Genomic DNA, 22197 nt, shown 5'->3' on the forward strand with positions numbered 1-22197 from the left:
GTTTACCCCCGGTTCAGCCCGGGTTGGCCGCTGTGGCTGGCGAGCTCACCATGGCGGCAAACCATGGCAGCATAATCTCGGCAATCTCGCCCTGGGCAGCTTGGTTGGGATGAATTCCGTCCCGCTGCATCAGTTCGGGGCGGGTCACGATTTGGGTCATAAAAAACGGCATCAGGGTTACGCCGTCGCGCTGACCCAGCTCGGCGTAAACCTGGGCAAAGGCTTTGGCGTAGCGGGGGCCGTAATTGGTGGGCACCATCACTTCGCTCAGCAGCACGTTTGCGCCACTGCTCTGAGCCAGGTCAATGATTTTTGTAAGATTCTTTTTCAGCTCAACCGGCGAGAATCCCCGCAGACCATCGTTGCCACCCAGCATCACAAACACCACCGAGGGCTTGGCAGACTCAAGCAGGCCGGGCAGTCGGCGTAGACCGCCGGCGCTGGTTTCGCCGCTCACCGCACCGTTGACCAGGGTGTGTCCCTGCAGTTTGGGGCGCATCAGATTGATCCAGCCTTGATTTTCTTCCATACCATAACTTGCACTCAAGCTGTCGCCGAGGATTAATATAGTTTCGGCCTTCAGGGGGAATGCCAGAAACAGGCAAGTCAGCATCCAGCCCATGCCACGAAATTTACGGAATTCAGAAACTATGTCACAAAGCCATGCCATCAAAGTCGCCCACCTTAAAAAAATCGTCCAAACCCAGGAAGGGGAGCTCACTATCCTGAAAGGGGTGGATATGGAAGTCAAGCCGGGGCAATCGGTGGCCATAATTGGGCCGTCGGGCTCGGGAAAGTCGACCCTGCTTGGGTTACTGGCGGCGCTGGACACGCCCTCGGAAGGGGAAATTTGGCTCGACGGCAGTCCACTGTCAGGGCTCGGCGAAGAGGCGAAAGCCGCGCTGCGTAAAAAGAAAGTCAGCTTTATTTTTCAGTCCTTTATGCTGGTAGATACCCTGACGGCGCTGGAAAACGTGATGTTGCCGGCCGAACTTGGCGGCATGAAAGACGCCAAAGAGCGGGCGCTGGCGATGCTTGAGCGGGTAGGGCTTTCCCACCGCATCAACCACCTGCCAAGGCAGCTCTCCGGCGGCGAGCAGCAGCGGGTGGCCATTGCCCGGGCCTTTATCGGTGAGCCGCGGGTGCTGTTTGCCGATGAGCCAACCGGTAACCTCGATGGCGGCAATGCCCACAGGGTCGCCGACATGCTGTTTGAGCTCAATGCCGAGCTTGGCACTACTCTGGTGCTGGTAACCCACGACAATCAGCTGGCGCTGCGCTGCGAGCGCCAGTTCACCATGACCGAAGGCGAGCTGGCCGAAACCACTGTTATTAAGGAGTCGAGCGCTGCTGATGCGACTGCCAACGTGCGGGAGGCTGCATGTTAAGAGCGCTCGCCTTACGGCTTTTCTGGCGTGAACTGCGCCAGGGGCAACTGATGTTGATCCTGCTGGCCATTGCCCTTGCGGTTATGGCGGTCACAGGCCTTGCCCGGGTCAGCGAGCGGCTGCAGGTGGCCATTAACGGCGAAGCGGCCAAATTTACCGCGGCCGATCGCATCATTGACTCGCCTCAGCCACTGCCGGCAGCTCTGCTTGCCAAAACCGATGCGCTGGCGCTTAAACGTACCGACAGTATGCTGTTTAACTCCATGGCCTGGTCCAACGAGCAGTTTCAGCTGGTCACAGTGCGCGCGGTTGGCCCTGGCTATCCGCTTAAAGGCCAGATTGAACTTGCCGATGGCCCTACCGCTGCGCTGCCCGAGCCTGGGGCTCTGTGGTATGAAGGAAGGCTTGCCGGACTGATTGGCAACGCCGATAAGCTGGAGATTGGCGAGCGAAGCTTTACCCTGGCCGCAGAAATCCGCCGCCTGCCGGATGCGGGCTTCAACCCCTTTGCCTCCTCGCCCGTGGTGCTGATGCGCATGGATGATGTGGCTTCCACCGGTATCGTTGGCCCCGGCAGCCGGGTGACCTATCTGTATCAGTTTACCGGTGACAGCGCAGCATTGACTGAGCTCGATACCCTGATGAAAGCCGAGCTTTCAAGCTCACAGCGCTTAAGAGATGTGAAAAGCGGCGATTCGCCCATTGCGGGCGCAGTGGAGCGGGCCGAACGCTTTTTGCTGCTGGCAAGCCTGCTGGGTATTGCGCTGGCGTGCGCCGCCATCGGTATTGCAGCCCAGCGCTATTGTCAGCGTCATTATGACGTGGTCGCCATGTTCAAAACCTTTGGCGCGTCTTCCAGGGAAATCCGTACCCTGTTTGCCCTGCATCTGGGGCTGGTGACCCTGGTTGGCGTTATGGTTGGGGTGCTGGCCGGGCTTGGGCTCGATGCGCTGGTGGCGGCTTTCCTGCCCGATGAGCTTAAAGCCTACAGTGCGCCGCTTGTGCGGCCTATCCTGCTTGGAGTGTTGACCGGCGGGATCAGCGCGCTGATGTTTTCAGCCTACCCACTGCTCAGGCTGCTTGCCATTCCGCCGCTGCGGGTGCTGCAGCGCGAGCTGACCGGGCAGGGTGCCGGTGTGTGGCTGCATGCGCTGCTTAGCCTCAGTGCCATGGCGATTCTGGGTTATGCCTATTCGCGCTCGTGGCAATTAACCGGCGCTGTGGTGATAGGTGCCTTGCTGCTTGGCGCCATTTTGTTTGTGCTCGGTTTTGTGATGATCCGTATCGGCCATGGCGCCGGGCTTAAAACCACCAATCCATTGCAACTGGCGCTGGCAGGACTCAGGCGCCGCGCCGCACAAAACTCGGTGCAGCTGGTGGGCTTTTCCACCGCGCTGGTGCTGCTGCTGACCATTTTGGCGCTGCGTCAGGACTTGCTGGACGACTGGCAGCGGCAGTTGCCGCAAGGGGCGCCCAACTTCTTTTTGGTGAACATAGCCCCTGAGGATGAGGCGCCGCTGGCCGAATTTCTCGAGCAACATCAGATAGAGCGCACAGACATTTACCCTGTGGTGCGTGGCCGTCTGGCGTCGATAAACGGTGAGGCTCTTATCAGCCAACAACAGGCCGAAGAGGGCGCCCAGGGCCGGGTGGGTATTGGCCGTGAACTCAATATGACCTGGCGCGACACCTTGCCGCCCAACAATAGCCTGGTGTCCGGTGAATTTGGCGAGGATCCCTATGGGGTGTCGGTGGAGGCCAAGGTGGCTGAGCGGCTCGGTCTCAAGCTGGGTGACAGCCTGTCGTTTGTGATTGATAACCAGACGCTGGATGTGCACGTAACCAGTATCCGCACCGTGCGCTGGGAAACCATGCAGCCCAATTTCTTCATGATTTTCAGCGAGCAGGCGCTGCAGCGCTTTGCCTATACCTCAATGCTGAGCTTCCATCTGGAAGACGCGAAACGGCCGCTGGTGGTTGAGCTTATCAAGGGCTTTCCCACCATTTCAGTGATAGACGTGGGCGCCATGGTGGCGCAGCTCAGGAACATAGTGGCGCAGGTATCCTTGGCGCTAGGGGTTGTGCTGGCACTGGTGATTGCCGCCTCAAGCCTGGTGCTGTGGGCGCAAACGGAGGCGGGCATGTCGGTGCGCCAACGTGAGCTGGCGGTGCTGCGAACCTTTGGTGCAGGCGGCAGCTTGCTGCGACTTGCCACCACCATGGAGTTTGCTGTGCTCGGCGCTGTGGCCGGGGTGGTGGCTGTGGTGGTCACCGAAGCTGTGCTGTTTATGCTCAAAACCTGGGTGTTTGAATTAACCGTAAACTGGCATTTGCAGTGGTGGCTCTATGCACCTGTGCTTGGCGCGGTATTGGTTGCGTTGCTGGGATACTGGCGCTGCCGCGAGCTGTTGTCCCGCAGCTGCCTGTCGCTGCTGCGCGCGCAGGAGTAAATAATGCGCACGCAGGAGTAAATAATGCGCCCGCGGGAATAATGGACAGGCACTTCAGATACAGCCGTTAAAAAAGGCGCCCTTGGGCGCCTTTTCTTTTCGTTGCTGCTGATAATAAAGCTGCACTTTTCTCTGACTCAGCGCAGATTCTCCAGTGCCTGGCGCAGCTGCGGGTAGCGAAAACCAAAGCCTGCTTCTTTGGCATGGGTGGGCAGCACAAATTGCCCGTCCAGCAGCAGGGTGGCGGCTTCTCCAAGCAGCAGCTTCATTGCAAATGCCGGAGCCGGTACCAGCGCCGGGCGATGCAGGACTTCGCCGAGAGTATGGGCGAACACCGCATTACTGACGGGGTTCGGCGCAGTGGCGTTGAAAATTCCGCGGCAGCTGTCGTTGGCGAGTAAAAAACGGATAAGGCCGACCATGTCTTCGATATGGATCCAACTCATGCCCTGGGTGCCTTTCCCTATGGGGCCGCCGAGGCAAGCTTTGAAGGCGGGCAGCATTTTTGCCAGCGCGCCGCCATGTTTGCCCAGCACTATACCGGTGCGCAGTACACACACCCGGGTTTGCTCGCTGGCGGCATCCAGCGCCAGTTGCTCCCAATTGGCACACAGCATATGCGTAAATTCAGAATGGGGCGTTGATGACTCACTGAGGCGATCAACGCCCTGGGCGCCATAAAAGCCAACCGCCGAGCCACTGATAAACACAGCTGGCGGGTTATCGCTTTGGGAAATAAGGGCGGCCAGCAATTCGGTAATATCCCAGCGGCTGTGACAGAGCAGCTTTTTTTGCGCCTCGCTCCAGCGCTTGCCCACTATGGGCTCGCCGGCGAGGTTAATCACCGCATCGAAGCCGTTTAGGTTATCCAGCTTGTCGAGATTACGCAGGTAGTCGTGCTCGTCCCCAAGCAGCTCCCGCGCCGAGGCGGTGTCGCGGCTGACAATGCTCAGCTGATGTCCTTGCAGTGAGGCCACCAATTGGCGGCCGATAAAGCCTGTGGCGCCGGTCAGCAGGATTTTCATGAATGGCTCCCGAAACGTCTCTTCCTACAAGCATATACCGAGATTGGCGCCTTGGAGATCACTGCTAGCGTTTGAAACTGAGCTCCATGGACACCGAATCGGCAAAGCGCAGGGCATGGGGCTTGTCGACTTCAACGCTGGCTTCGGTCACGCTGGGATGCTCGCTGGCAATATCCAGGATACGGGCGGTGAGGTGCTCGAGCAGGGAAAAACGGTTGTCTTCCACCAGGGCGATGATGCGTTTGGTGATGGTGCGATAATTGAGGGCGTCATCCATGTTATCGCTCTGCTGGGCCTGCTCGGCATGGTATGCTATGGCGACATTGATGATAACGTCTTGTTTATTCTGGATCTCATCTTCTTTGATCCCGATGTGGGTACGAAGGCGCAGATTTTTGATGCGAATGGTGGCGATCTCTGATTTCATAGCCGTGTCAACTTGCTCGTCTTTGATGGAAATTCAGGGCAAGGTTAACAAGTTTCGCTTGAAATAGAAGGATTTTATTTTGGTTAATCCCCTCGAAAAGACCTCGGTCGCCTTCCGTGGTTTTGCCATTATGGCGTTTCTGGTGGTGATCCTGGCCGGGATCAAGGCGGCAAGCCCTATTGTTGTGCCCTTTGTGCTGGCAGCCTTTATCGCGGTGATCTGTAACCCGGTGATCAGCTGGATGATGCGCTTTCGGGTCCCCAAGTGGCTGGCGGTCATGCTGCTGATGTTTTTTATCGTAATGTTGGGGCTGTGGCTGGCATCACTGGTGGGCAGCTCCATCAATGAGTTTTCCAAACAGTTGCCACAATATCGGGATCAACTTATCCAGCAATTTGGCTGGGTATTGGAAAAGCTGCACACCTTAAATATAAAGATTTCCAAAGAGCAGGTACTGGCCTACTTCGACCCTGGCATGGCGCTGTCGATGACCACCAATATGTTGTCTGGTGTTGGCAACGTGATGGCGAATCTGTTTCTGATCATCCTTACCATTGTGTTTATGTTGTTTGAGGCCCAGTCGCTGCCGAAAAAGGTGCACCTGGCGCTGGATGACCCCGAGATGCGCTTGCAGCAAATCGATAAATTCCTGCATTCGGTCAACCAATATATGGTGATTAAGACCCTGGTGAGCCTTGCCACCGGTGCCATTGTTGGCATTGGTCTGAGCATTTTTGGGGTGGATTACGCGCTGCTGTGGGCGGTTATCGCGTTCCTGTTTAACTACATTCCCAATATCGGCTCGATTATCGCAGCCATTCCCGCTATCCTGCTGGCCTTTATTCAGCTTGGCCCTGCGGCTGCGGGCGGTACGGCGCTGCTATACCTTGGCACCAATATGGTGATGGGCAACGTGGTGGAGCCCAAGTTCATGGGCCGTGGCCTTGGGTTGTCGACTCTGGTGGTGTTCCTCAGTTTGATTTTCTGGGGCTGGCTGCTCGGCTCTGTGGGCATGCTGCTGTCGGTGCCGCTGACCATGATTGTAAAAATCGCGCTCGAGCGCAGTGCCAGTGGCCGTTGGCTGGCGATTTTGCTGAGCGATGATGTCGATGAGCTGAAACCGGCCGACAATACCAGCAGCGAAAAGGCCTAAGCCTTCGCCGCCAGCGGCGAGCAACAATCAGTCATTGCGGGTGGCCTGGCCGCCCGCTTTGTTTTTAAGCCGTCAGCAACCATGGCTGACGTTGAACGTACCTGTGAGTGCGAGTTTGAAAGGATGACAGGCCATGAACGCCTTTTTTGAATTTATGCAGCAAGCGAGTCTGCCGGAAGATTGCCAGCGAATTTTCCATGGCCGGGGAGGGCGTTTTGTTGGCGCCGAGCACCTTTGTCTCGATTGGTACCCGCCTGCCTTGCTGCTGACATCGTTTCGCGAACTCGGCGAGCAGGAACTTGCTGAGGTTCGCTCGGCGGTCGAGAGCTTCTGGCAGCGGGTTTCACCCCAATTGCCGCTTAATCTGGTGTTTCAGCATCGCAGTGGCCTGGGCACCCGCACTGAGCTGTTATCCGGCGAACTGCCCGAGACCCATGTGATAAGCGAGCTGGGGCTTAAGTATCTGGTGCATTTGCTTCGTGGCCAAAACCACGGTTTGTTTCTCGATATGCGCGAAGGCAGACGTTTTGTGCGTGAGCATGCCGATGGCAAAAAGGTGTTGAATCTATTCAGCTATACCTGTGCATTTTCGGTAGCAGCGCGTGCCGGCGGCGCCGAAGAAGTGGTCAACATCGACATGGCCAAAGGCGCCTTATCAATTGGTAAGCAGAACCATCAGCTCAATGGCATCGAAGGCGGCGCACGCTTCCTCGGCCATGATATTTTCAGCAGCTGGGGCAAGCTGACCCGCTATGGCCCGTACGATCTGGTGATTGCCGATCCCCCAAGCAACCAAAAAGGCAGTTTTATCGCCACCAAGGACTATGTGCGTTTGCTACGGCGCCTGCCAGAGCTGGTGGCGCCGGGTGGTGATTTGCTGCTGTGTTTGAATGCCCCCGAGCTTGGCAGCGATTTTTTAATGCAGCAGGTAAAAGATACCGCGCCTGCACTCGAGTTTGTTGGCCGCGTTGCCAACCCCGAGGTCTATGCCGATGTGGATGAGGAGAAATCCCTCAAGGTGCTGCACTATCGCAAAACGGCTGAGTAACGGCTGATACTGTTGATTTGGCCATTTTGGAAGACTGGCGAACTCAAGAGAGTGGAAATGTATTAAGGTCCCGATGCTTAAGGTCCCCGAGCTTAACTGTGCCTATGCATAAAGGCGGCTGTGTTTAAAGGCTGCTATAAAGGCTACAGACAAGATAAGGCCGCCGGAATATCCCGGCGGTTTTTTGTTGACGTTTTGATGATAAATGTCTTTGTGGCTGGTGCCCATAACCCCAAGCTTTTTGCCTTGAAGCCTGAGTACGCAGGCAAGCAAATTAACCGGCTATTTGGGTTAAAAGCATTAAAGGTTAGTAACTTAATCTCTCGGATATGGCAGAGTGGCCATTGTCCTCGAGCCAGGATGCAATCCGCAGTGGATCGCTGCTTAAACTGTGCATGTCGTCGCACAGTCTGTCTTGCACATCCAAAGGTATGTGCATGTTTTCCATGAACATCCGTATCCCCAACACGTCCCCACGTCCTATGAGAGCGGCAAGCCGGTCAGCCTGAAAATCGATCAGCGCATTCATATGACAGTCTCCTGCTGTTGACACCCTAACTAATAGCACCGTCGAAAATTGATTGCCTATACTGTTTAGTTGCTAAAAGCAACCGCTAATATAAATGGCGAATAAGGCGGCATTAAGGTTTGAATTGCAGGTGGGAACAGCGCCCAAACTGAAAGACTTTCATGGTGGATTACGTTTTGTGTATTTATTGACCAGCTTTTCAGTGAAAATTTGCCAAAATGGGTCACAAAACTGAAAGTAAACTGTAATTCCTGTTTCGAGGCTGGTATACTTCGCTCCGTGGACAGCCAAGCAGATACCCGACCCCAATCGGCCGAACCCAATAGGGACGTATCAGGCAGCGCCAGACCTCAGACGCCGTGCCACACAGAGTTCATGTCTGCGAAGAATAGACAGAACCTCAGTACCCGACCCAAAACAAAGCCGGAGCCCGTTATGGAAATTCATGAGTACGAAAACGCGTATTATCAGGTGCAGGATGAAGTGATTGAGTCACTGCCTCTGGAAAAGGACGAAGAAGCGTTTTTGGATTGAGAATCCTCCGTGTCCTGGGACATGCAGACCTAAAAAAATAATAATCAGCAAAAAGGCCACCTTCGGGTGGCCTTTTTCAATTCGGCGAGCCAATCAGCTTTGCACTATCTGGCCGCTGTTATCCGTTCACCGTTATCCGTTAACCGTGCGCTTCTCATCCATAATTTCAACGATAATCCAATTCTGGCCGCGCTTGTGCAGTCTCACGGTTCTGTCGTCAATCCAGGGCTGACCGGCCTTGAGGCCCTTAAGCTTTACCTTTACAGTGACATCGCTGGTGAATTTGCGAAAGAAGTCGATATCGATTTCATCCACTTCCATTTCCACATTGGTCATCGACAGATTGAGCATGTGACGCTGCACTGAGGCCGCAATGTGATAGTGACCGAGCACTTCCTGCATGGGGGCGTCGACAAACTTCTTTGCCAGCGCCACATCGCGCTCCACGTATATGGCGCTGAAAAAGCCGATGCTGACCTGCTCAGGCGTCAGATTAGGGCTGGTGGCACGTTCGACCGATTCATTACAACCAGCCAGAAAAAAGAATAAAACCAACAGGAAAGCTCTCATGGGCTCCGCACGTTTTTAAGGGTGTTTGCGCTAAAGTATCAGAAATTTCGCCAAACAGTACAAGGGATTGGCTCGATCTATTGCGATCTGCAACGAAACCTGTCATATCTGAGAGGATTGGCCAGTCATCTTATCCACAGAATCTGTGGACAAGTGTGTTGAAGAGTGAGGATATTTATCTTAAGTGATTGGCACAGCAAAGTTTTGACAGTTGGCTAAAAAATTGTCGCTTGTTTGTTCAGCAGTTTTTGGCTGAATTTTCCCCATGCCTATTCCCCGGTAATTTCAGTTTTCGATCTGAGTGACGATCGGCTTTTTGCGCGCAGATCTGTGCAAAATGTCTGATAAACCTCTGCGAATGGGCAATAAAAAACGCCGTCAGTTGACGGCGTTTTTGTGTCTGCAGCGTGATTACTGCTCCTGGGTCGCCTGAATGGCGGTCAGGGCGATGGTGTAGACGATATCGTCCACCAGAGCGCCGCGTGACAGGTCATTTACCGGCTTACGCATACCCTGCAGCATAGGGCCAATGCTTATAAGGTCGGCGCTTCGCTGTACGGCTTTGTAAGTGGTGTTACCTGTGTTGAGGTCCGGGAACACAAACACGGTTGCTTTACCGGCTACCGGGCTGTCTGGTGCCTTGCTCTGGGCCACGTTTGGCATCACAGCCGCATCGTACTGCAGTGGGCCGTCGATGATAAGGTCAGGGCGCTTCTCTTTGGCGATACGGGTAGCTTCACGCACCTTGTCCACGTCTGAGCCTGTGCCTGAGTTACCGGTAGAGTAGCTGATCATCGCAACCCGTGGCTCGATACCAAAGGCCTTGGCAGATTCTGCCGACTGAATGGCGATATCGGCCAGCTGTTCAGCGTTCGGGTCTGGGTTGATGGCACAGTCACCGTATACCAGTACCTGATCCGGCATCAGCATAAAGAAGATGGAAGATACCAGGCTGGAGCCCGGTGCCGTCTTGATAAGCTGCAGCGGAGGGCGAATGGTGTTGGCAGTGGTGTTCACGGCGCCGGACACAATGCCGTCCACTTCCTCTTCAGCCAGCATCATGGTGGCCAGCACCATGTTGTCTTCCAGCTGCTCGCGGGCAACCACTTCGGTCAGGCCCTTATGGCGGCGCAGGTTCAGCATAGGCTCAACATAACGCTCGCGGATTTCCTCTGGGTCGAGAATTTCCACGCCATCGCCCAGCACCACATCCTGAGTGGCGGCAATGCGCAGAATGTCGTCTTTCTTACCCAAAAGCACACAGCGGGCAATGCCGCGCTCGGCGCAGATGCTGGCGGCCTTGATGGTACGCGGCTCGTCGCCTTCCGGCAGTACTATAGTCTTCTTGGCTTCGCGGGCAAGCTCGGTGAGCTTGTAGCGGAATGCCGGCGGTGACAAACGGTGCTCGCGGGGCGAGTTTTGAGTCACACTTTCAATCCAGCTCTGGTCGATGTGGCTGGCCACATATTCCTGCACCAGTTCGATACGCACGGCGTCATCCACCGGCACTTCGTGGTTGAAGCGCTGAATATTCAGTGAGGTTTGCCAGGTGTTGGTATCGACCATAAACACCGGCAGGCCGGTTTCGAACGCTTGCTCACAGAGTTTCAGCACTTCAGGCTCAGGCTCGTATGAGCCGGTAAGCAGCAGGGCACCGATTTTCACGCCGTTCATGGCAGAAAGACAGGCAGCCACAATCACATCAGAGCGGTCGCCAGAGGTCACCAGCAGCGAGTCGGTACGGAAGTGGCTCAGCATGTTGGGAATTGAGCGGGCGCAGAAGGTCACTTTGCGCAGGCGGCGGGTGTTCATCTCACCGGCATTGAGGATACGGGCGTGCAGGTGCTTGGCCAGATCCGAGGCGCGGGGTGATACCAAATCCAGGTTGTAAGGCACGCTGCCGAGGATGCGCAGCTTGCTCTTGCCGGGCAGCTGGAACATGGCGGTGGCATCGCCTTTTTGGATGTCGTGGTGGTCGAACACTTCCGACAAGTCAGGGCGGGTGCGGCCTTCGTCATCCACGGGGGCGCCGATTTTGTTTATCACGGCGCCAATCAGGCGTTTGTTCTTGCTGCCGCCCCAGCTGTTGTACGCGATTTCCAGACGGTTCATCAACGCATTTGGGGTGTCGTTGCCCGGGGTAGCGATGAAAATAACGTCCGCATCCAGCGCCTTGGCGATGGCATAGTTCACGTCATCGGAGAACGAATGGCTGCGGGTTGGCACCAGACCTTCGATGATAAGCGTTTCAGTGTTGCTGGCGATTTCTGCTGCGCGGGCAATGATTTGCTCCATCAGCACATCGGTCTGATCGGTACGGATCAGTGATTCGGCGTGCTGCATGTCGAAGGGCTCCAGCGGGTTGACCGTGGGCGACTTGGACAGAATAGTGGTGGAGCGCTCAGGGCCGGAATCGGCAGGGCGCTGCTGGCTGATGGGCTTAAAGAACTGCACTTTCACGCCGTGGCGTTCCAGCGCGCGCACCATGCCCAGGCTCAGAGAGGTGAGGCCGACGCCTGTGCCTATGGGAACCAACATGATGTTGCGGGACATAAAGTACCTCTTGTGGTGTTGCTGTGATGGCCTGGCCATCGTGATGCTTTGAAATGCAAAACCGCCCGCGGGGTGTCCCGGGGCGGCTGGCGCCTTACTTGCTGACCAGGCGCAGTGAGTCTTCGGCGATGACCCACTCTTCGTTGGTGGGGATCACCATGGCAATCGGGCTGCCGTCTTTGGTGATCACCCCTTGCTTACCGAAGCGGGCAGCCTGGTTGCGCTCGCTATCGACGTCAAAGTTAAAGATTTCGAGCAGCTTCAGTACCTTCTCGCGGATGAGGTCTGAGTTTTCACCGATACCGCCGGTAAACACAATCGCGTCCAGACGGCCCAGTGGCACTGTGTAAGAAGCGATGTACTTGGCGAGGCGATAGCAGAAGATTTCCAGTGCCAGGGTCGCTCCCTTATGGCCTTCGGCGTAACCTTCTTCGATGCCGCGGCAGTCGTTGGTCAGCTCGGAAATGCCCAGCAGACCACTTTGCTTGTTCATCAGGTTGTTCACTTCATCCAGGGTATAGCCCAGTTGGTGAACCAGATGGTAGATGATGGAAGGGTCCAGGTCGCCGCAGCGGGTACCCATCACCAGACCTTCCAGTGGGGTCAGACCCATGGAGGTATCCACGCTCTTGCCGCCTTTTACCGCAGTCACAGAGGCGCCGTTACCCAGGTGAGCACAGATTACGTTGGTGTCGCTCAGGTCTTTACCAAGCGCTTTGGCAGCCTCGCGGCTTACAAACAGGTGGCTGGTGCCGTGCATGCCGTAGCGGCGAATGCCGTGCTCGCGGTACAGCTTGTAGGGCAGGGCATAAACGTAAGCGCGATCTGGCATGCTCTGGTGGAAGGCGGTGTCAAACACGGCCACCTGCGGCAGCGCAGGGAAAGAGGCCTGAGCGGCACGAATACCGATAAGGTGCGCTGGGTTATGCAGGGGGGCCAGAGAGGCACAGTCTTCAATGCCTTTAATTACCGCATCATCGATGATAACCGAGTGGGTGAACTTCTCGCCGCCATGCACGATGCGATGGCCGATGGCAATCAGCTGAGCCTTCAGCTCAGGCTCGTTCACCAGAATTTTGTTAACGATAAACTCCACCGCCTCGCGGTGAGCGCTGAAGGCACCCAGGCTGGCTTCGTGTTTCTCGCCGCTGAGTTTCCACTTGATACGGGCATTTTCCAGGCCGAAGCACTCGGCGAGACCTGAAATCTTCTCGTCGCCATTGGTGGCATCCAGAATGGCAAACTTCAACGAGGAGCTGCCGCAGTTGAGGACCAGAACCAGTGTATTGGACATGATAAAACCTTCTTGCGTCATGAATTGGCTAACCGGGAATAGGCCCGGCGCTGTGGCACCAGAGGCGCCGAAAATCTTTGTCACATTCTCGCCAAACGCGGGCGCTTGGGGAGCCGACTGCCTTTGTGCTAAGGTAAAGACAGTCTGTAGCTGTTTTAAGGTAGCTTTGGTTGAAGCTTCAACTCTTCACCACCCTGGGCGATGGCCGCCGTTATATGAAGGCCTGGCCCATGGTGAAATCTTTGGGGTTCTTTTTCCCCGAATATCGCATCGTTAAGGCGACGTCGCTGGCGGTGCGTTTTATGCCGCCCCTGGCAGTGCTCGCCGCTGCCAGTCAAATCCATTTGCATGGCTGGGAATTTTTGCCCCAGGCCATTGCCATTGGTCTGTTTTTCTTAAGCCTGCCGCTGCAGGGCCTGTTGTGGCTTGGGCAGCGCGCCCGTCATCCATTGCCACTGTCTTTGCTCAGTTTTGGCAACCAGCTGCAGGAGCGTCTGGGAGCCATGGGGGTCGACTATGTGCCCCTGGGTGCCAAGGCCTGTTACCTCGACATGGCGAATCTTCTGAAGATAGCCTTCGAGCGCCTCGATGCAAGTTACTGGGACGAGCTTTAAGTCCGGCTCGGGTTCGTCATTTGCTTCGCCAGTTACCATTTTTGACCAGCGCTTAGGTTTGACGTTTCAGTAAACCGCGTTCAGTCCACGGGCCGTAAAGGCGGCCTTAATGGCTTCCATGGTGTCTTTGCCGGGAGGCCGTACATCCTTGAGCGGATAATCTTCGCCCATGGCTTCCCACTTGTGCTTGCCCAGTTCGTGGTAGGGCAGCAGTTCCACCTTTTCCACATTGCCCATGGGGGCGATAAAATCAGCCAGTTTTTCAGCACTTTCCACATCTTCGGTAAAACCGGCGACCACCACATAGCGGATCCAGGTTTTCTGGCCGCGCTTGGCGAGGTATTCGGCAAACTGCAGGGTGCGGTGATTGCTGACCTTGGTTAAGTCCTGATGCCTGTCATCATCAATATGTTTGATATCCAGAAGCACCAGATCTGTGTTGTCGAGCAGCACATCAATGGCGGGGGTGTACTTACGCACAAAACCATTGGTGTCCAGACAAGTGTGAATGCCTTCGGCGCGGCAGGCCTTGAACAGCTCGGCCACAAATTCGGCCTGTAAAATGGCCTCGCCGCCACTGGCAGTCACACCGCCGCCGCTGGCATCCAAAAAAGGCCGATAGCTGATGATTTGACTCATCAGCTCATCGACCTGCATTTCCTTTCCGCCATCCAAATCCCAGGTGTCGCGGTTATGGCAGTATTGGCAGCGCATCAAACAGCCCTGCATAAAGGTAATAAACCTGATGCCGGGACCATCTACTGTGCCGAAGGATTCCACTGAATGGACCCTGCCTGTGACTGCCATTGAAACTCCTGGGTTGGTTTGGATGAAGGGGACAATTGTGGCGAGCCACAATTGTCCTTTAGCGACTGGTGAATTACCAGCGCCTGAATTACAAACCTTGAGTAAAGGTGCGGGTGATCACATCCTGCTGCTGCTCTGGGGTCAGTGAGTTAAAGCGCACTGCATAACCAGACACACGGATGGTGAGCTGTGGATACTTGTCAGGGTTCTTGACTGCATCTTCCAGCATTTCACGGTTCATCACGTTCACGTTCAGGTGCTGACCGCCTTCATTGCTTTCGCTGTGGCGGAAATAACCGTCCATCAGCGCCGCCAGGTTACGCTCACGGGCCTTTTCATCTTTACCCAGGGCATTGGGCACGATGGAGAAGGTGTAAGAGATACCATCCTGTGCGTGGGCAAAGGGCAACTTGGCTACCGAGGTGAGCGAGGCGATGGCGCCTTTCTCATCACGGCCGTGCATTGGGTTGGCACCCGGGGCAAAAGGTGCACCGGCGCGGCGACCATCCGGGGTGTTACCTGTCTTCTTGCCGTACACCACGTTGGAGGTGATGGTCAGGATAGACTGGGTTGGGATGGCGTTGCGGTACATCTGCTTGTTGCGGATTTTGGCCATAAAGCTTTCGACCAGCATGCAGGCGATGTCGTCCACGCGGGCATCGTTGTTACCGAACTTGGGATAATCACCTTCGATTTCAAAATCAACGGCGATGCCTTGTTCATCGCGTACCGGCTTCACTTTGGCGTACTTGATGGCAGACAGGGAGTCGGCTGCAATCGACAGACCGGCGATACCACAGGCCATGGTGCGGCGCACGTCGCGGTCATGCAGGGCCATCAGCGCGGCTTCGTACGAATACTTGTCGTGCATAAAGTGAATGGCATTGAGCGCAGTGACATACTGGGTTGCCAGCCACTCCATAAAGCCGTCCAGACGCGACATCACATCGTCATAGTCCAGGTATTCGCTGGTGATAGGCTCTGATTTAGGACCAACCTGTACTTTCAGCTTTTCGTCCACACCGCCATTGATGGCATACAGCATGGTCTTGGCCAGGTTAGCGCGGGCACCGAAGAACTGCATGTGCTTGCCCACAACCATGGGGCTCACGCAGCAGGCGATGGCGTAGTCGTCAGACTCAAAGTCAGGACGCATCAGGTCATCGTTTTCGTACTGGATAGAACTGGTATCGATAGACACCTTGGCACAGAAGGTTTTGAAGTTCTGTGGCAGTTTTTCAGACCAGAGCACAGTGATGTTTGGCTCAGGGCTTGGACCCATGTTGTACAGGGTGTGCAGGAAGCGGAAGCTGGACTTGGTCACCAGAGTACGGCCATCAAGGCCCATACCGCCGATAGACTCGGTTGCCCAGATTGGGTCGCCGGAGAACAGCTCATCGTACTCAGGGGTACGCAGGAAGCGCACCATACGCAGCTTCATCACGAAGTGGTCGATCATCTCCTGCGCCTGCTGTTCGGTCAGAGTACCGTTTTTCAGATCGCGCTCGATGTAGATATCGATAAAGCTGGAGGTACGGCCAAGTGACATGGCGGCGCCATTCTGGCTCTTCACTGCGGCGAGGTAGCCAAAGTAGGTCCACTGAATGGCTTCCTGGGCGTTTTTGGCAGGGCCAGAGATGTCGTAGCCGTATTTGGCGGCCATTTTCTTCATCTGGGCCAGGGCGCGGTGCTGCTCGGCGATTTCTTCGCGCAGCTGCATGGTGGCCTGCAGATCTTCACCGGCTTCGAAACGTGCCTGCAGTGAAGTGAACTGCTTGAGCTTGTCGGCCATCAGGAAGTCGATACCGTACAGGGCTACGCGGCGATAGTCACCGATGATACGGCCACGGCCGTAAGCATCCGGCAGACCGGTCAGTACGCCTGATTTACGGCAAGCAAGGATTTCAGGGGTGTAGATGTCAAACACACCCTGGTTATGGGTCTTGCGCAGCTCAGAATAAACATACTTGATGTCGGCATCCAGCTCGCGGTCATAGGCGGCGCAGGAGCTTTCCACCATACGAATACCGCCGTTTGGCAGCATGGCGCGCTTGAGCGGGGCATCGGTTTGCAGACCAACAATGGTCTCCAGCTCTTTTTCGATGTAACCGGCATCGTGGGAGGTGATGGTGGATACCTTGTCGGTATCAAAGTCCAGCGGCGCGTGGGTGCGGTTCTCTTCCTTGATGCCTTCCATCACCTTGGCCCACAGGGCGTTGGTGGCTGCAGTGGGGCCGGCCAGGAAGCTGTCGTCACCTTCATAAGGGGTGTAGTTGGTCTGAATAAAGTCACGTACATTGACATCGGACTTCCAATCACCGGGAACGAATCCTTCCCACGCGGTTTGGAACAGCTCAGTTTTATCGGTCATCGTACTTCACCTTCTATTAGAGAAAAGGGTCGGGGATGTTTCCCCTCATCGAGTCTTTTGCATCCCGGCGGTACATCCCCTGATGAGGCCAGGACCCCGGAAGACCTTCCGGCGGATTCGGTGGACAGGACTCTCTGTAAGTTTGTTTGAGAGTTGAATTGGTAAGACCAATTGCCCAACTGCATATTAACATAAGGTCCGGTGGGTCGCACTTAAAAGCGGCGAAGATTAGGTCAATTAATGCAAAATTTGCTACCGACTTAGCAGTTTTTAACCGGCAGTGGCAAGTTGGCATCAGAGATCACTGAATTTCGTCCCATCTGACACATTAGATAGCGCTTCAACAGCCAAAAGCACAATAAGAAAAAGGGGCACATTTGCCCCTTTTTATCGTATGCGTGAGTGTTACAGCAGTGGTGGAATACCTTCAATCATGCCCACAGCCAGCATGGCGGCAAGACAGATCACGAAGGCAAGCCCCGGGATCACCACCCGGTCAACAAACGACAGGTTGGCGGCACGCTCTTTGTCACCAATCAGACCGTTGTTGTCCAGCAGCATGGTCAGCGCCCAGGCAAGCACAGGGTTGGCCACGAAAGAACCGAAAATACAGATCCCGGCGGCCTGGCTGCTCTGGTTGTCTTTCACCATTTGCAGACCGGCTTCCAGCAGCGGCAGGAACACACCGACCAAGAGCGCAATCGACATCACAGGGCGCCAGGTGGTGAGATCCATCGGATAACCCACAATCGCCACGATAATACACAGGGTACCCAGCAGAATCGCACCGGCAGGAATGGGACGCTTGGCGATGGCGGCTGGGATCATATATGTACCCCAGCTTGAAGTGATGTTACCGCCGCCCACGGCAGTACCCACCATCTGACGCAGCGAACAGGTGGTCATAGTGTCATCCACGTCCATCAGCACTTTCTCGGCGCCCTTGGGATAGTTCAGCTCCTGGAAAATCCGGTGGCCGAGGAAGTCGGGTGACCACATGGCAACCGCCAGAATGGCAAAGGGCAGTGAGGCAATAAAGTGCTGCATATTGGGCAGACCAAGCTGCCAGCCCGTTTCGGTAGAGCCCCACCAGTACACAGGGTTCAGGTTTGGCAAACCGGGCGCTGTGGTGAACTTAAGATCAAGCCCGGCGCCCAGGGCAAAGGCCATCACAATCGCAGCAATCGAGCACAGCGGAATGGCGAGCCAGCGCTTACCTAATTTGGCAAGCAGGGCGTAAATCACCACGTTGGCAAGCAAAATAAAGAAGGCGACATAGCCAAGGGAGTAATCCAGTGCGTGTTTGGCCTCGAGGCCGCCCGCCCAACTGAACAGTGACTCAATCTGGCTCTTGGCCCCCATAAAGCCGAGGAACACCAAAAGGCCGCCGGCGACCCCGCTGCTGGTGAGGTTTACCAGCCGCGACCCCCCTTTAAAGAAGGACAGTAAGAGACCGAATACCCCCAGCAGAATTGCCAGTGCCAGTGGGTGAGCACCGGCCAGCGCAATGGCGCCAATCAGGGGGATCATCGGGCCGTGGTTACCGCCAAGGTTGGCGCGGGGATTGATAAAGCCGGAGCTGATGATACAAAAGAGCAGGGCGGGAATAAGCATTTCGACCCGCACCACCGAGATGATAAAGTCGGCGCCTAGGTTGACGTGATCCCAGCGCTCGGTAAGACCCGAGGCCCAGGCGGCCATTACCGCAGAGTACATCACGGTAATACCTATGGTACCTGCGATGGCGGGCACCAGATCTTCCCATTCAAAATTAAAGTCGCGACCGGGCAGGTTAAGGCCCCAGCGTCTGGGTTTCATGATCTTAAGTTCATGATCCAAATAGGCTTCGCGGGATGGAAACTCCGAGGCTGGACGATGCAGCTCGCGGTAGCTTTTGTCCGCGATATCGCTGGCAGAGGCCATTTCGGTCTCATTGAGGCCGGTGGCCTCGGTGGGTTTTGCTGCTTCTGACATGTTTGATCCCCAAAAAAACAGCGGGTTGAGCCTGCGTGACCAGCTTGAGGTCGTCCTTGGCGTGGGGCATATCACCTGGGTGAACGGCCCGTCAGAGCGGCTTTGGGGAGGCGCGGAATAAACCTTAAACCTTCGAAAACCCGGGGTCCTGAAATCTGCTCAAATTGGTCTTACCAATTTACCTGTTAAAAATGTTACCACAGCTGCAACCCGCTAACATTAACTATCAATCTTTCTGAAGGACCCTGTTTGTCGATTTGCGACAAAGGGCACATACCCGCATTTTTGCGCCTGCTCCCCCTTGCGCCGGGGCACGATAATTGCGTAGGGAAAATACCGCTTTCATCTAAACAGCTTGGCTTTTATGCAAAAGTTGGGTGTTTATTCGTCAGCGGCACCGTTATCGCCGCTTTGACGCCCCAGCGAGCGCATTCTGCTGCCATCTTGATGGCCGCTTGGTTAAGCCGGATATTGACGTTTTGGGGGCTGACAGCCGCTTATTTCACCGTTTTCGGCGCTATTTGGCTGCCTTATCCATTCTCGCAATGTGGCTGCGTAAATCGCCGTGCCGGAATTGTCACCAGCAGGGCGCCCGGTATCAATCTGCTTGATACAAACCATCAAAAGTCTTCGATATTTTCTATCGTTTCACCTTGTTACATTGGCGCTGTGGTGGTGAGCCTATGGGCGTTAACTTATTGATTGAAATGCCTAAGCCCTATTGCTGATGCCAGGCTTTAGCGATGAGTTTCAGGCTGAGCCTGAGCCTGAGCTGTGCCGCCACCCCATGAACCCATACCCCAAATACACAAGGGACAGCCTATGTATGTCAGTCATCAAGGTGGCCAGACGGCTCCGGATGTCGGCGCCGCGCCGCCTGATGGAATCGCCACTCGCCTTAATTCTCCGCCGGGTGCCAGCCCCAGCCAGCTATCGATTGCCGATGAGGTTGCCAATGCCATGGCGGCTAAGCTTGCCAAGCCCGCGTTGGCACGTTTTGCCAGAGCGCTTTATGCCGGGGTGTTTATCGGCCTTGCGTTTGTGTTTTACCTCACTGTGACCACAGGCGCTGCGGATGCGCCCTGGGGACTGGTGCGGCTTATGGGGGCGCTCGCCTTCAGTGTCGGGCTGATTTTAGTGGTGCTTTTGAATATGGAGCTGTTCACCGGCACAGTGCTGAGCGCCATCCCCTGGACAGAAGGGCACATTGGCGCCGCCGGGCTTGTGAAAACCTGGGGCACTGTGTTTGCAGGCAATGCAGTTGGCGCTTTGCTGCTGGTGGCCATGGTGAGTCTGGCGGGTCTTTGGCAGCTCGATGGCGGCCTTTGGGGCATCCATGCCATCAATACCGCGCTGCATAAATTGCATCATGGTTGGTGGCAGGCGTTCTTCCTCGGTGTGCTTTGTAACCTGTTGGTGTGCCTTGGGGTGTGGCTGACATTCTTAACCAGGGCGCCCGGCACCAAGGCGCTGCTGTTGGTTTTGCCGGTAGCCCTTTTTGTCAGCAGTGGCTTTGAGCACAGCATTGCCAACCTGTTTTTGCTGCCCCTTGGCGCCGTGTTTGCCGCAATTATCCCTGAGCCTCAGCTGCTGGCCCATGGCCTGGATAGCCAGGCGCTGGCGGCGCTGGCTCCGGCCAATCTGATTGTCGCCAACCTTATCCCCGTGACCCTAGGCAACATCCTTGGTGGCGCCTTACTGGTGGGGCTTGGGCTGTTCCGGCTTGAGCGCCTTGGCTCATGTAAAGGAACGGCCGCGACCAACTCTGCAATCAAGCTGATAACACCCGAGGCAAGCGCGAGCGGAGCGCTGCAATTGGTACCCACAACAGACTCCAATGCCAATGCTGCCAATCAACACGCCATGGCCGCCCAAACCTTCTTTGCCGTAAAAGAGAGCAAACTTATGAACACACACTTAAGTACACTGACCGTAAAAGACATTCTTGAACCTGCAACCAGCCTTGAGCCCGGCATGAGCCTGTGGCAGGCGTTGTCTGAAATGGATCAGGCCGGTGAAAGCCTGTGCCCGGTAACCGATAACGGTGGGCGCCTGGTGGGGGTTCTCAGCGCCCAGGATGCCATTCGTGGCCTGTGGGCCGAAGAGTTTGGCGCTGATAGCAGTTATTGTGTGCGGGATCTGATGCAGAAGTCGCTCAGCACCCTGTCACCGGATGAAGCTTTGCTGCCGCTGCTGGAGTTTTGGGTGGTGAACCGCGAGGCGCTGTTTCCGGTCAGCACAGAAGGGCATTGGCTGGGCGGTCAGTATCAGGCCTATGAAGAGCGGCTTCGGGCCGCAGCGGCTACGACCCCTGCGGTACTGCCTGTGGTGGAAGCCGGTGTGCTCAAAGGGCTGGTGCGCCGCGATGCCCTGATAAAACTGCTTTGCAGCGCATCGCCTGCCACCGCCACAGCATAGCGACGATACGATTAGACCCTGGATTGCCGGTGGCGTGCCAGACGGCGGGCCTCGGCAATCACGCAGTCCCTCAGTGGGCTCTCGCCGCTGTCACAGCGCCAGATAAACGACAGCTGGCGCTTCATATTTAGCTTGGGCGTAGGCAGGATTATCAACTGATTGGCTGCTACGTCTTTCTCTACATCCAAATAGGGCAGTGCACTCAGGTAAGGGCCGTTTTTGACCAGTGTTTTCAGCACTGTCACCTGCTCGTACTCCCGCCACACATTCAGCCGGTCGAGATTGCCATGGATAGCCGCATCGAAAATCCGCCGTGTGCCCGCGCCTTGTTCCCTCAATACCCATTTGGCCTGCTCCAGCTGTGACAGGCTGACATTGCCGTACTTGCCATAGGGGTGGTGCGGGGCCGCTATCACCACCAGATGATCGTCAAGCCAGGGCTCGACACACAGGCGGCTGTCATCACTGCGCCCCTCAATGATCCCAAGCTCTATCTCATAGTCCAGCACTGCCTGAATCACGTTTTCAGTGTTTTCTACCATCAGCCCAATATGAATTTGCGGGAAGTCGGCATCAATCCGGCTGATGAGATCCCCAAGCAGATGTTTGGCCGCGGTTTGACTGGCGCCGACCGGCAGACTGCCGGATAACAGATGCTGATCGTGCAACCCCATGGTGATTTGCTGGGCGTCGGACAACAGCTTGCGAGCCCGGGGTTTAAGCCAGGTTCCCCAATGACTGAGAATTAAGCGGTTGCCCTGACGAATAAAAAGCGGCCTGCCCAACAGGTTTTCAAGCTGCTGCAGCGACATGCTGACCGCCGACTGGGTCATTGACAGTTTGCGGGCCGCCCCAGAGACACTCTCAAGGCTTGCCACCGCATCGAAAACTGCAATTTGTTTGAGTGTGTATTTCATGATTGACGAATATAAAAGTGACTGATACCCATACGAAATTTTATAAAGCGGCCGGGCAATAAAAAAGACTGCGACAGGGGAATAGTTGCAAAGCTTTAACTGGCCCACGTTTTTATCAGCAACAG

18 protein-coding genes are annotated in these 22197 nt (G+C 55.7%); 7 read left to right on the forward strand and 11 right to left on the reverse strand.

Features of this window, described 5'->3' with window-relative positions:
• Window positions 1–13: 13 nt before the first annotated feature.
• A complete protein-coding gene (locus STH12_RS05580) occupies window positions 14–670 on the reverse strand; it encodes an arylesterase (protein ID WP_418856597.1) in 657 nt (218 codons plus the stop codon).
• Between STH12_RS05580 and STH12_RS05585 the strand changes: the two genes are divergently transcribed.
• Both STH12_RS05585 and STH12_RS05590 read left to right on the forward strand, forming a co-directional pair.
• On the forward strand, window positions 651–1388 hold the full coding sequence (locus tag STH12_RS05585; RefSeq protein ID WP_126166642.1) for an ABC transporter ATP-binding protein: 738 nt from the start codon (window positions 651–653) through the stop codon (window positions 1386–1388). The genes STH12_RS05580 and STH12_RS05585 overlap by 20 nt on opposite strands.
• The gene (locus tag STH12_RS05590; protein ID WP_126166643.1) at window positions 1382–3838 is read left to right on the forward strand and encodes an ABC transporter permease; all 2457 of its coding nucleotides are present in this window, start codon (window positions 1382–1384) and stop codon (window positions 3836–3838) included. Before STH12_RS05585 ends, STH12_RS05590 begins: the two co-directional genes overlap by 7 nt.
• A gap of 137 nt (window positions 3839–3975) precedes the next feature.
• Here the strand turns inward: STH12_RS05590 and STH12_RS05595 are convergent, their stop codons facing one another.
• Window positions 3976–4863, reverse strand: coding sequence for a TIGR01777 family oxidoreductase (locus tag STH12_RS05595; RefSeq protein ID WP_126166644.1), 888 nt, complete (start codon window positions 4861–4863; stop codon window positions 3976–3978).
• A 64-nt stretch (window positions 4864–4927) separates the two neighbouring features.
• Window positions 4928–5290 carry a dihydroneopterin triphosphate 2'-epimerase gene (folX, locus tag STH12_RS05600; RefSeq protein WP_126166645.1) on the reverse strand — a complete coding sequence of 121 codons (363 nt, stop codon included), beginning with the start codon at window positions 5288–5290 and terminating at the stop codon, window positions 4928–4930.
• A 130-nt stretch (window positions 5291–5420) separates the two neighbouring features.
• Between folX and STH12_RS05605 the strand changes: the two genes are divergently transcribed.
• Together STH12_RS05605 and STH12_RS05610 are read left to right on the forward strand one after the other, a co-directional pair.
• The gene (locus STH12_RS05605) at window positions 5421–6443 is read left to right on the forward strand and encodes an AI-2E family transporter (protein ID WP_126169432.1); all 1023 of its coding nucleotides are present in this window, start codon (window positions 5421–5423) and stop codon (window positions 6441–6443) included.
• Window positions 6444–6576: 133 nt separating this feature from the next.
• Window positions 6577–7491 carry a class I SAM-dependent methyltransferase gene (locus tag STH12_RS05610; protein WP_126166646.1) on the forward strand — a complete coding sequence of 305 codons (915 nt, stop codon included), beginning with the start codon at window positions 6577–6579 and terminating at the stop codon, window positions 7489–7491.
• Window positions 7492–7798: 307 nt separating this feature from the next.
• Here STH12_RS05610 and STH12_RS05615 read toward each other — a convergent pair whose 3' ends face one another.
• The 4 genes from STH12_RS05615 to ackA form a co-directional block, all read right to left on the reverse strand.
• The gene (locus tag STH12_RS05615) at window positions 7799–8020 is read right to left on the reverse strand and encodes a hypothetical protein (RefSeq protein ID WP_126166647.1); all 222 of its coding nucleotides are present in this window, start codon (window positions 8018–8020) and stop codon (window positions 7799–7801) included.
• A gap of 666 nt (window positions 8021–8686) precedes the next feature.
• Window positions 8687–9124, reverse strand: a complete 438-nt coding sequence (locus STH12_RS05620; protein WP_126166648.1) for a hypothetical protein — start codon at window positions 9122–9124, stop codon at window positions 8687–8689.
• Window positions 9125–9535: 411 nt separating this feature from the next.
• Window positions 9536–11677, reverse strand: coding sequence for a phosphate acetyltransferase (pta, locus tag STH12_RS05625; protein WP_126166649.1), 2142 nt, complete (start codon window positions 11675–11677; stop codon window positions 9536–9538).
• Window positions 11678–11771: 94 nt separating this feature from the next.
• A complete protein-coding gene (gene ackA / locus STH12_RS05630; protein WP_126166650.1) occupies window positions 11772–12971 on the reverse strand; it encodes an acetate kinase in 1200 nt (399 codons plus the stop codon).
• A 170-nt stretch (window positions 12972–13141) separates the two neighbouring features.
• Between ackA and yfbV the strand changes: the two genes are divergently transcribed.
• A complete protein-coding gene (gene yfbV / locus STH12_RS05635) occupies window positions 13142–13585 on the forward strand; it encodes a terminus macrodomain insulation protein YfbV (protein WP_126166651.1) in 444 nt (147 codons plus the stop codon).
• A 66-nt stretch (window positions 13586–13651) separates the two neighbouring features.
• Here the strand turns inward: yfbV and pflA are convergent, their stop codons facing one another.
• The 3 genes from pflA to STH12_RS05650 form a co-directional block, all read right to left on the reverse strand.
• Entirely contained in the window at window positions 13652–14392 is a 741-nt protein-coding gene (gene pflA, locus STH12_RS05640; protein WP_126166652.1) for a pyruvate formate lyase 1-activating protein, read from the reverse strand.
• Between the two features lie 88 nt (window positions 14393–14480).
• Entirely contained in the window at window positions 14481–16763 is a 2283-nt protein-coding gene (gene pflB, locus STH12_RS05645; RefSeq protein ID WP_126166653.1) for a formate C-acetyltransferase, read from the reverse strand.
• Between the two features lie 405 nt (window positions 16764–17168).
• Window positions 17169–18686 (reverse strand): DUF3360 family protein, encoded by a 1518-nt coding sequence (locus STH12_RS05650; protein ID WP_126169433.1) that lies wholly within the window; start codon window positions 18684–18686, stop codon window positions 17169–17171.
• Between the two features lie 300 nt (window positions 18687–18986).
• Between STH12_RS05650 and STH12_RS05655 the strand changes: the two genes are divergently transcribed.
• Both STH12_RS05655 and focA read left to right on the forward strand, forming a co-directional pair.
• A complete protein-coding gene (locus tag STH12_RS05655; RefSeq protein WP_126166654.1) occupies window positions 18987–19439 on the forward strand; it encodes a hypothetical protein in 453 nt (150 codons plus the stop codon).
• Between the two features lie 120 nt (window positions 19440–19559).
• Entirely contained in the window at window positions 19560–21155 is a 1596-nt protein-coding gene (focA, locus tag STH12_RS05660; RefSeq protein ID WP_126166655.1) for a formate transporter FocA, read from the forward strand.
• Between the two features lie 11 nt (window positions 21156–21166).
• On the opposite strand, the gene STH12_RS05665 is transcribed toward focA, so the two are convergent.
• Window positions 21167–22072, reverse strand: a complete 906-nt coding sequence (locus STH12_RS05665) for a LysR substrate-binding domain-containing protein (protein WP_126166656.1) — start codon at window positions 22070–22072, stop codon at window positions 21167–21169.
• Between the last annotated feature and the right edge of the window lie 125 nt (window positions 22073–22197).

This window comes from Shewanella khirikhana (genome assembly GCF_003957745.1).
GTDB classification, from domain to species: Bacteria; Pseudomonadota; Gammaproteobacteria; order Enterobacterales; family Shewanellaceae; genus Shewanella; species Shewanella khirikhana.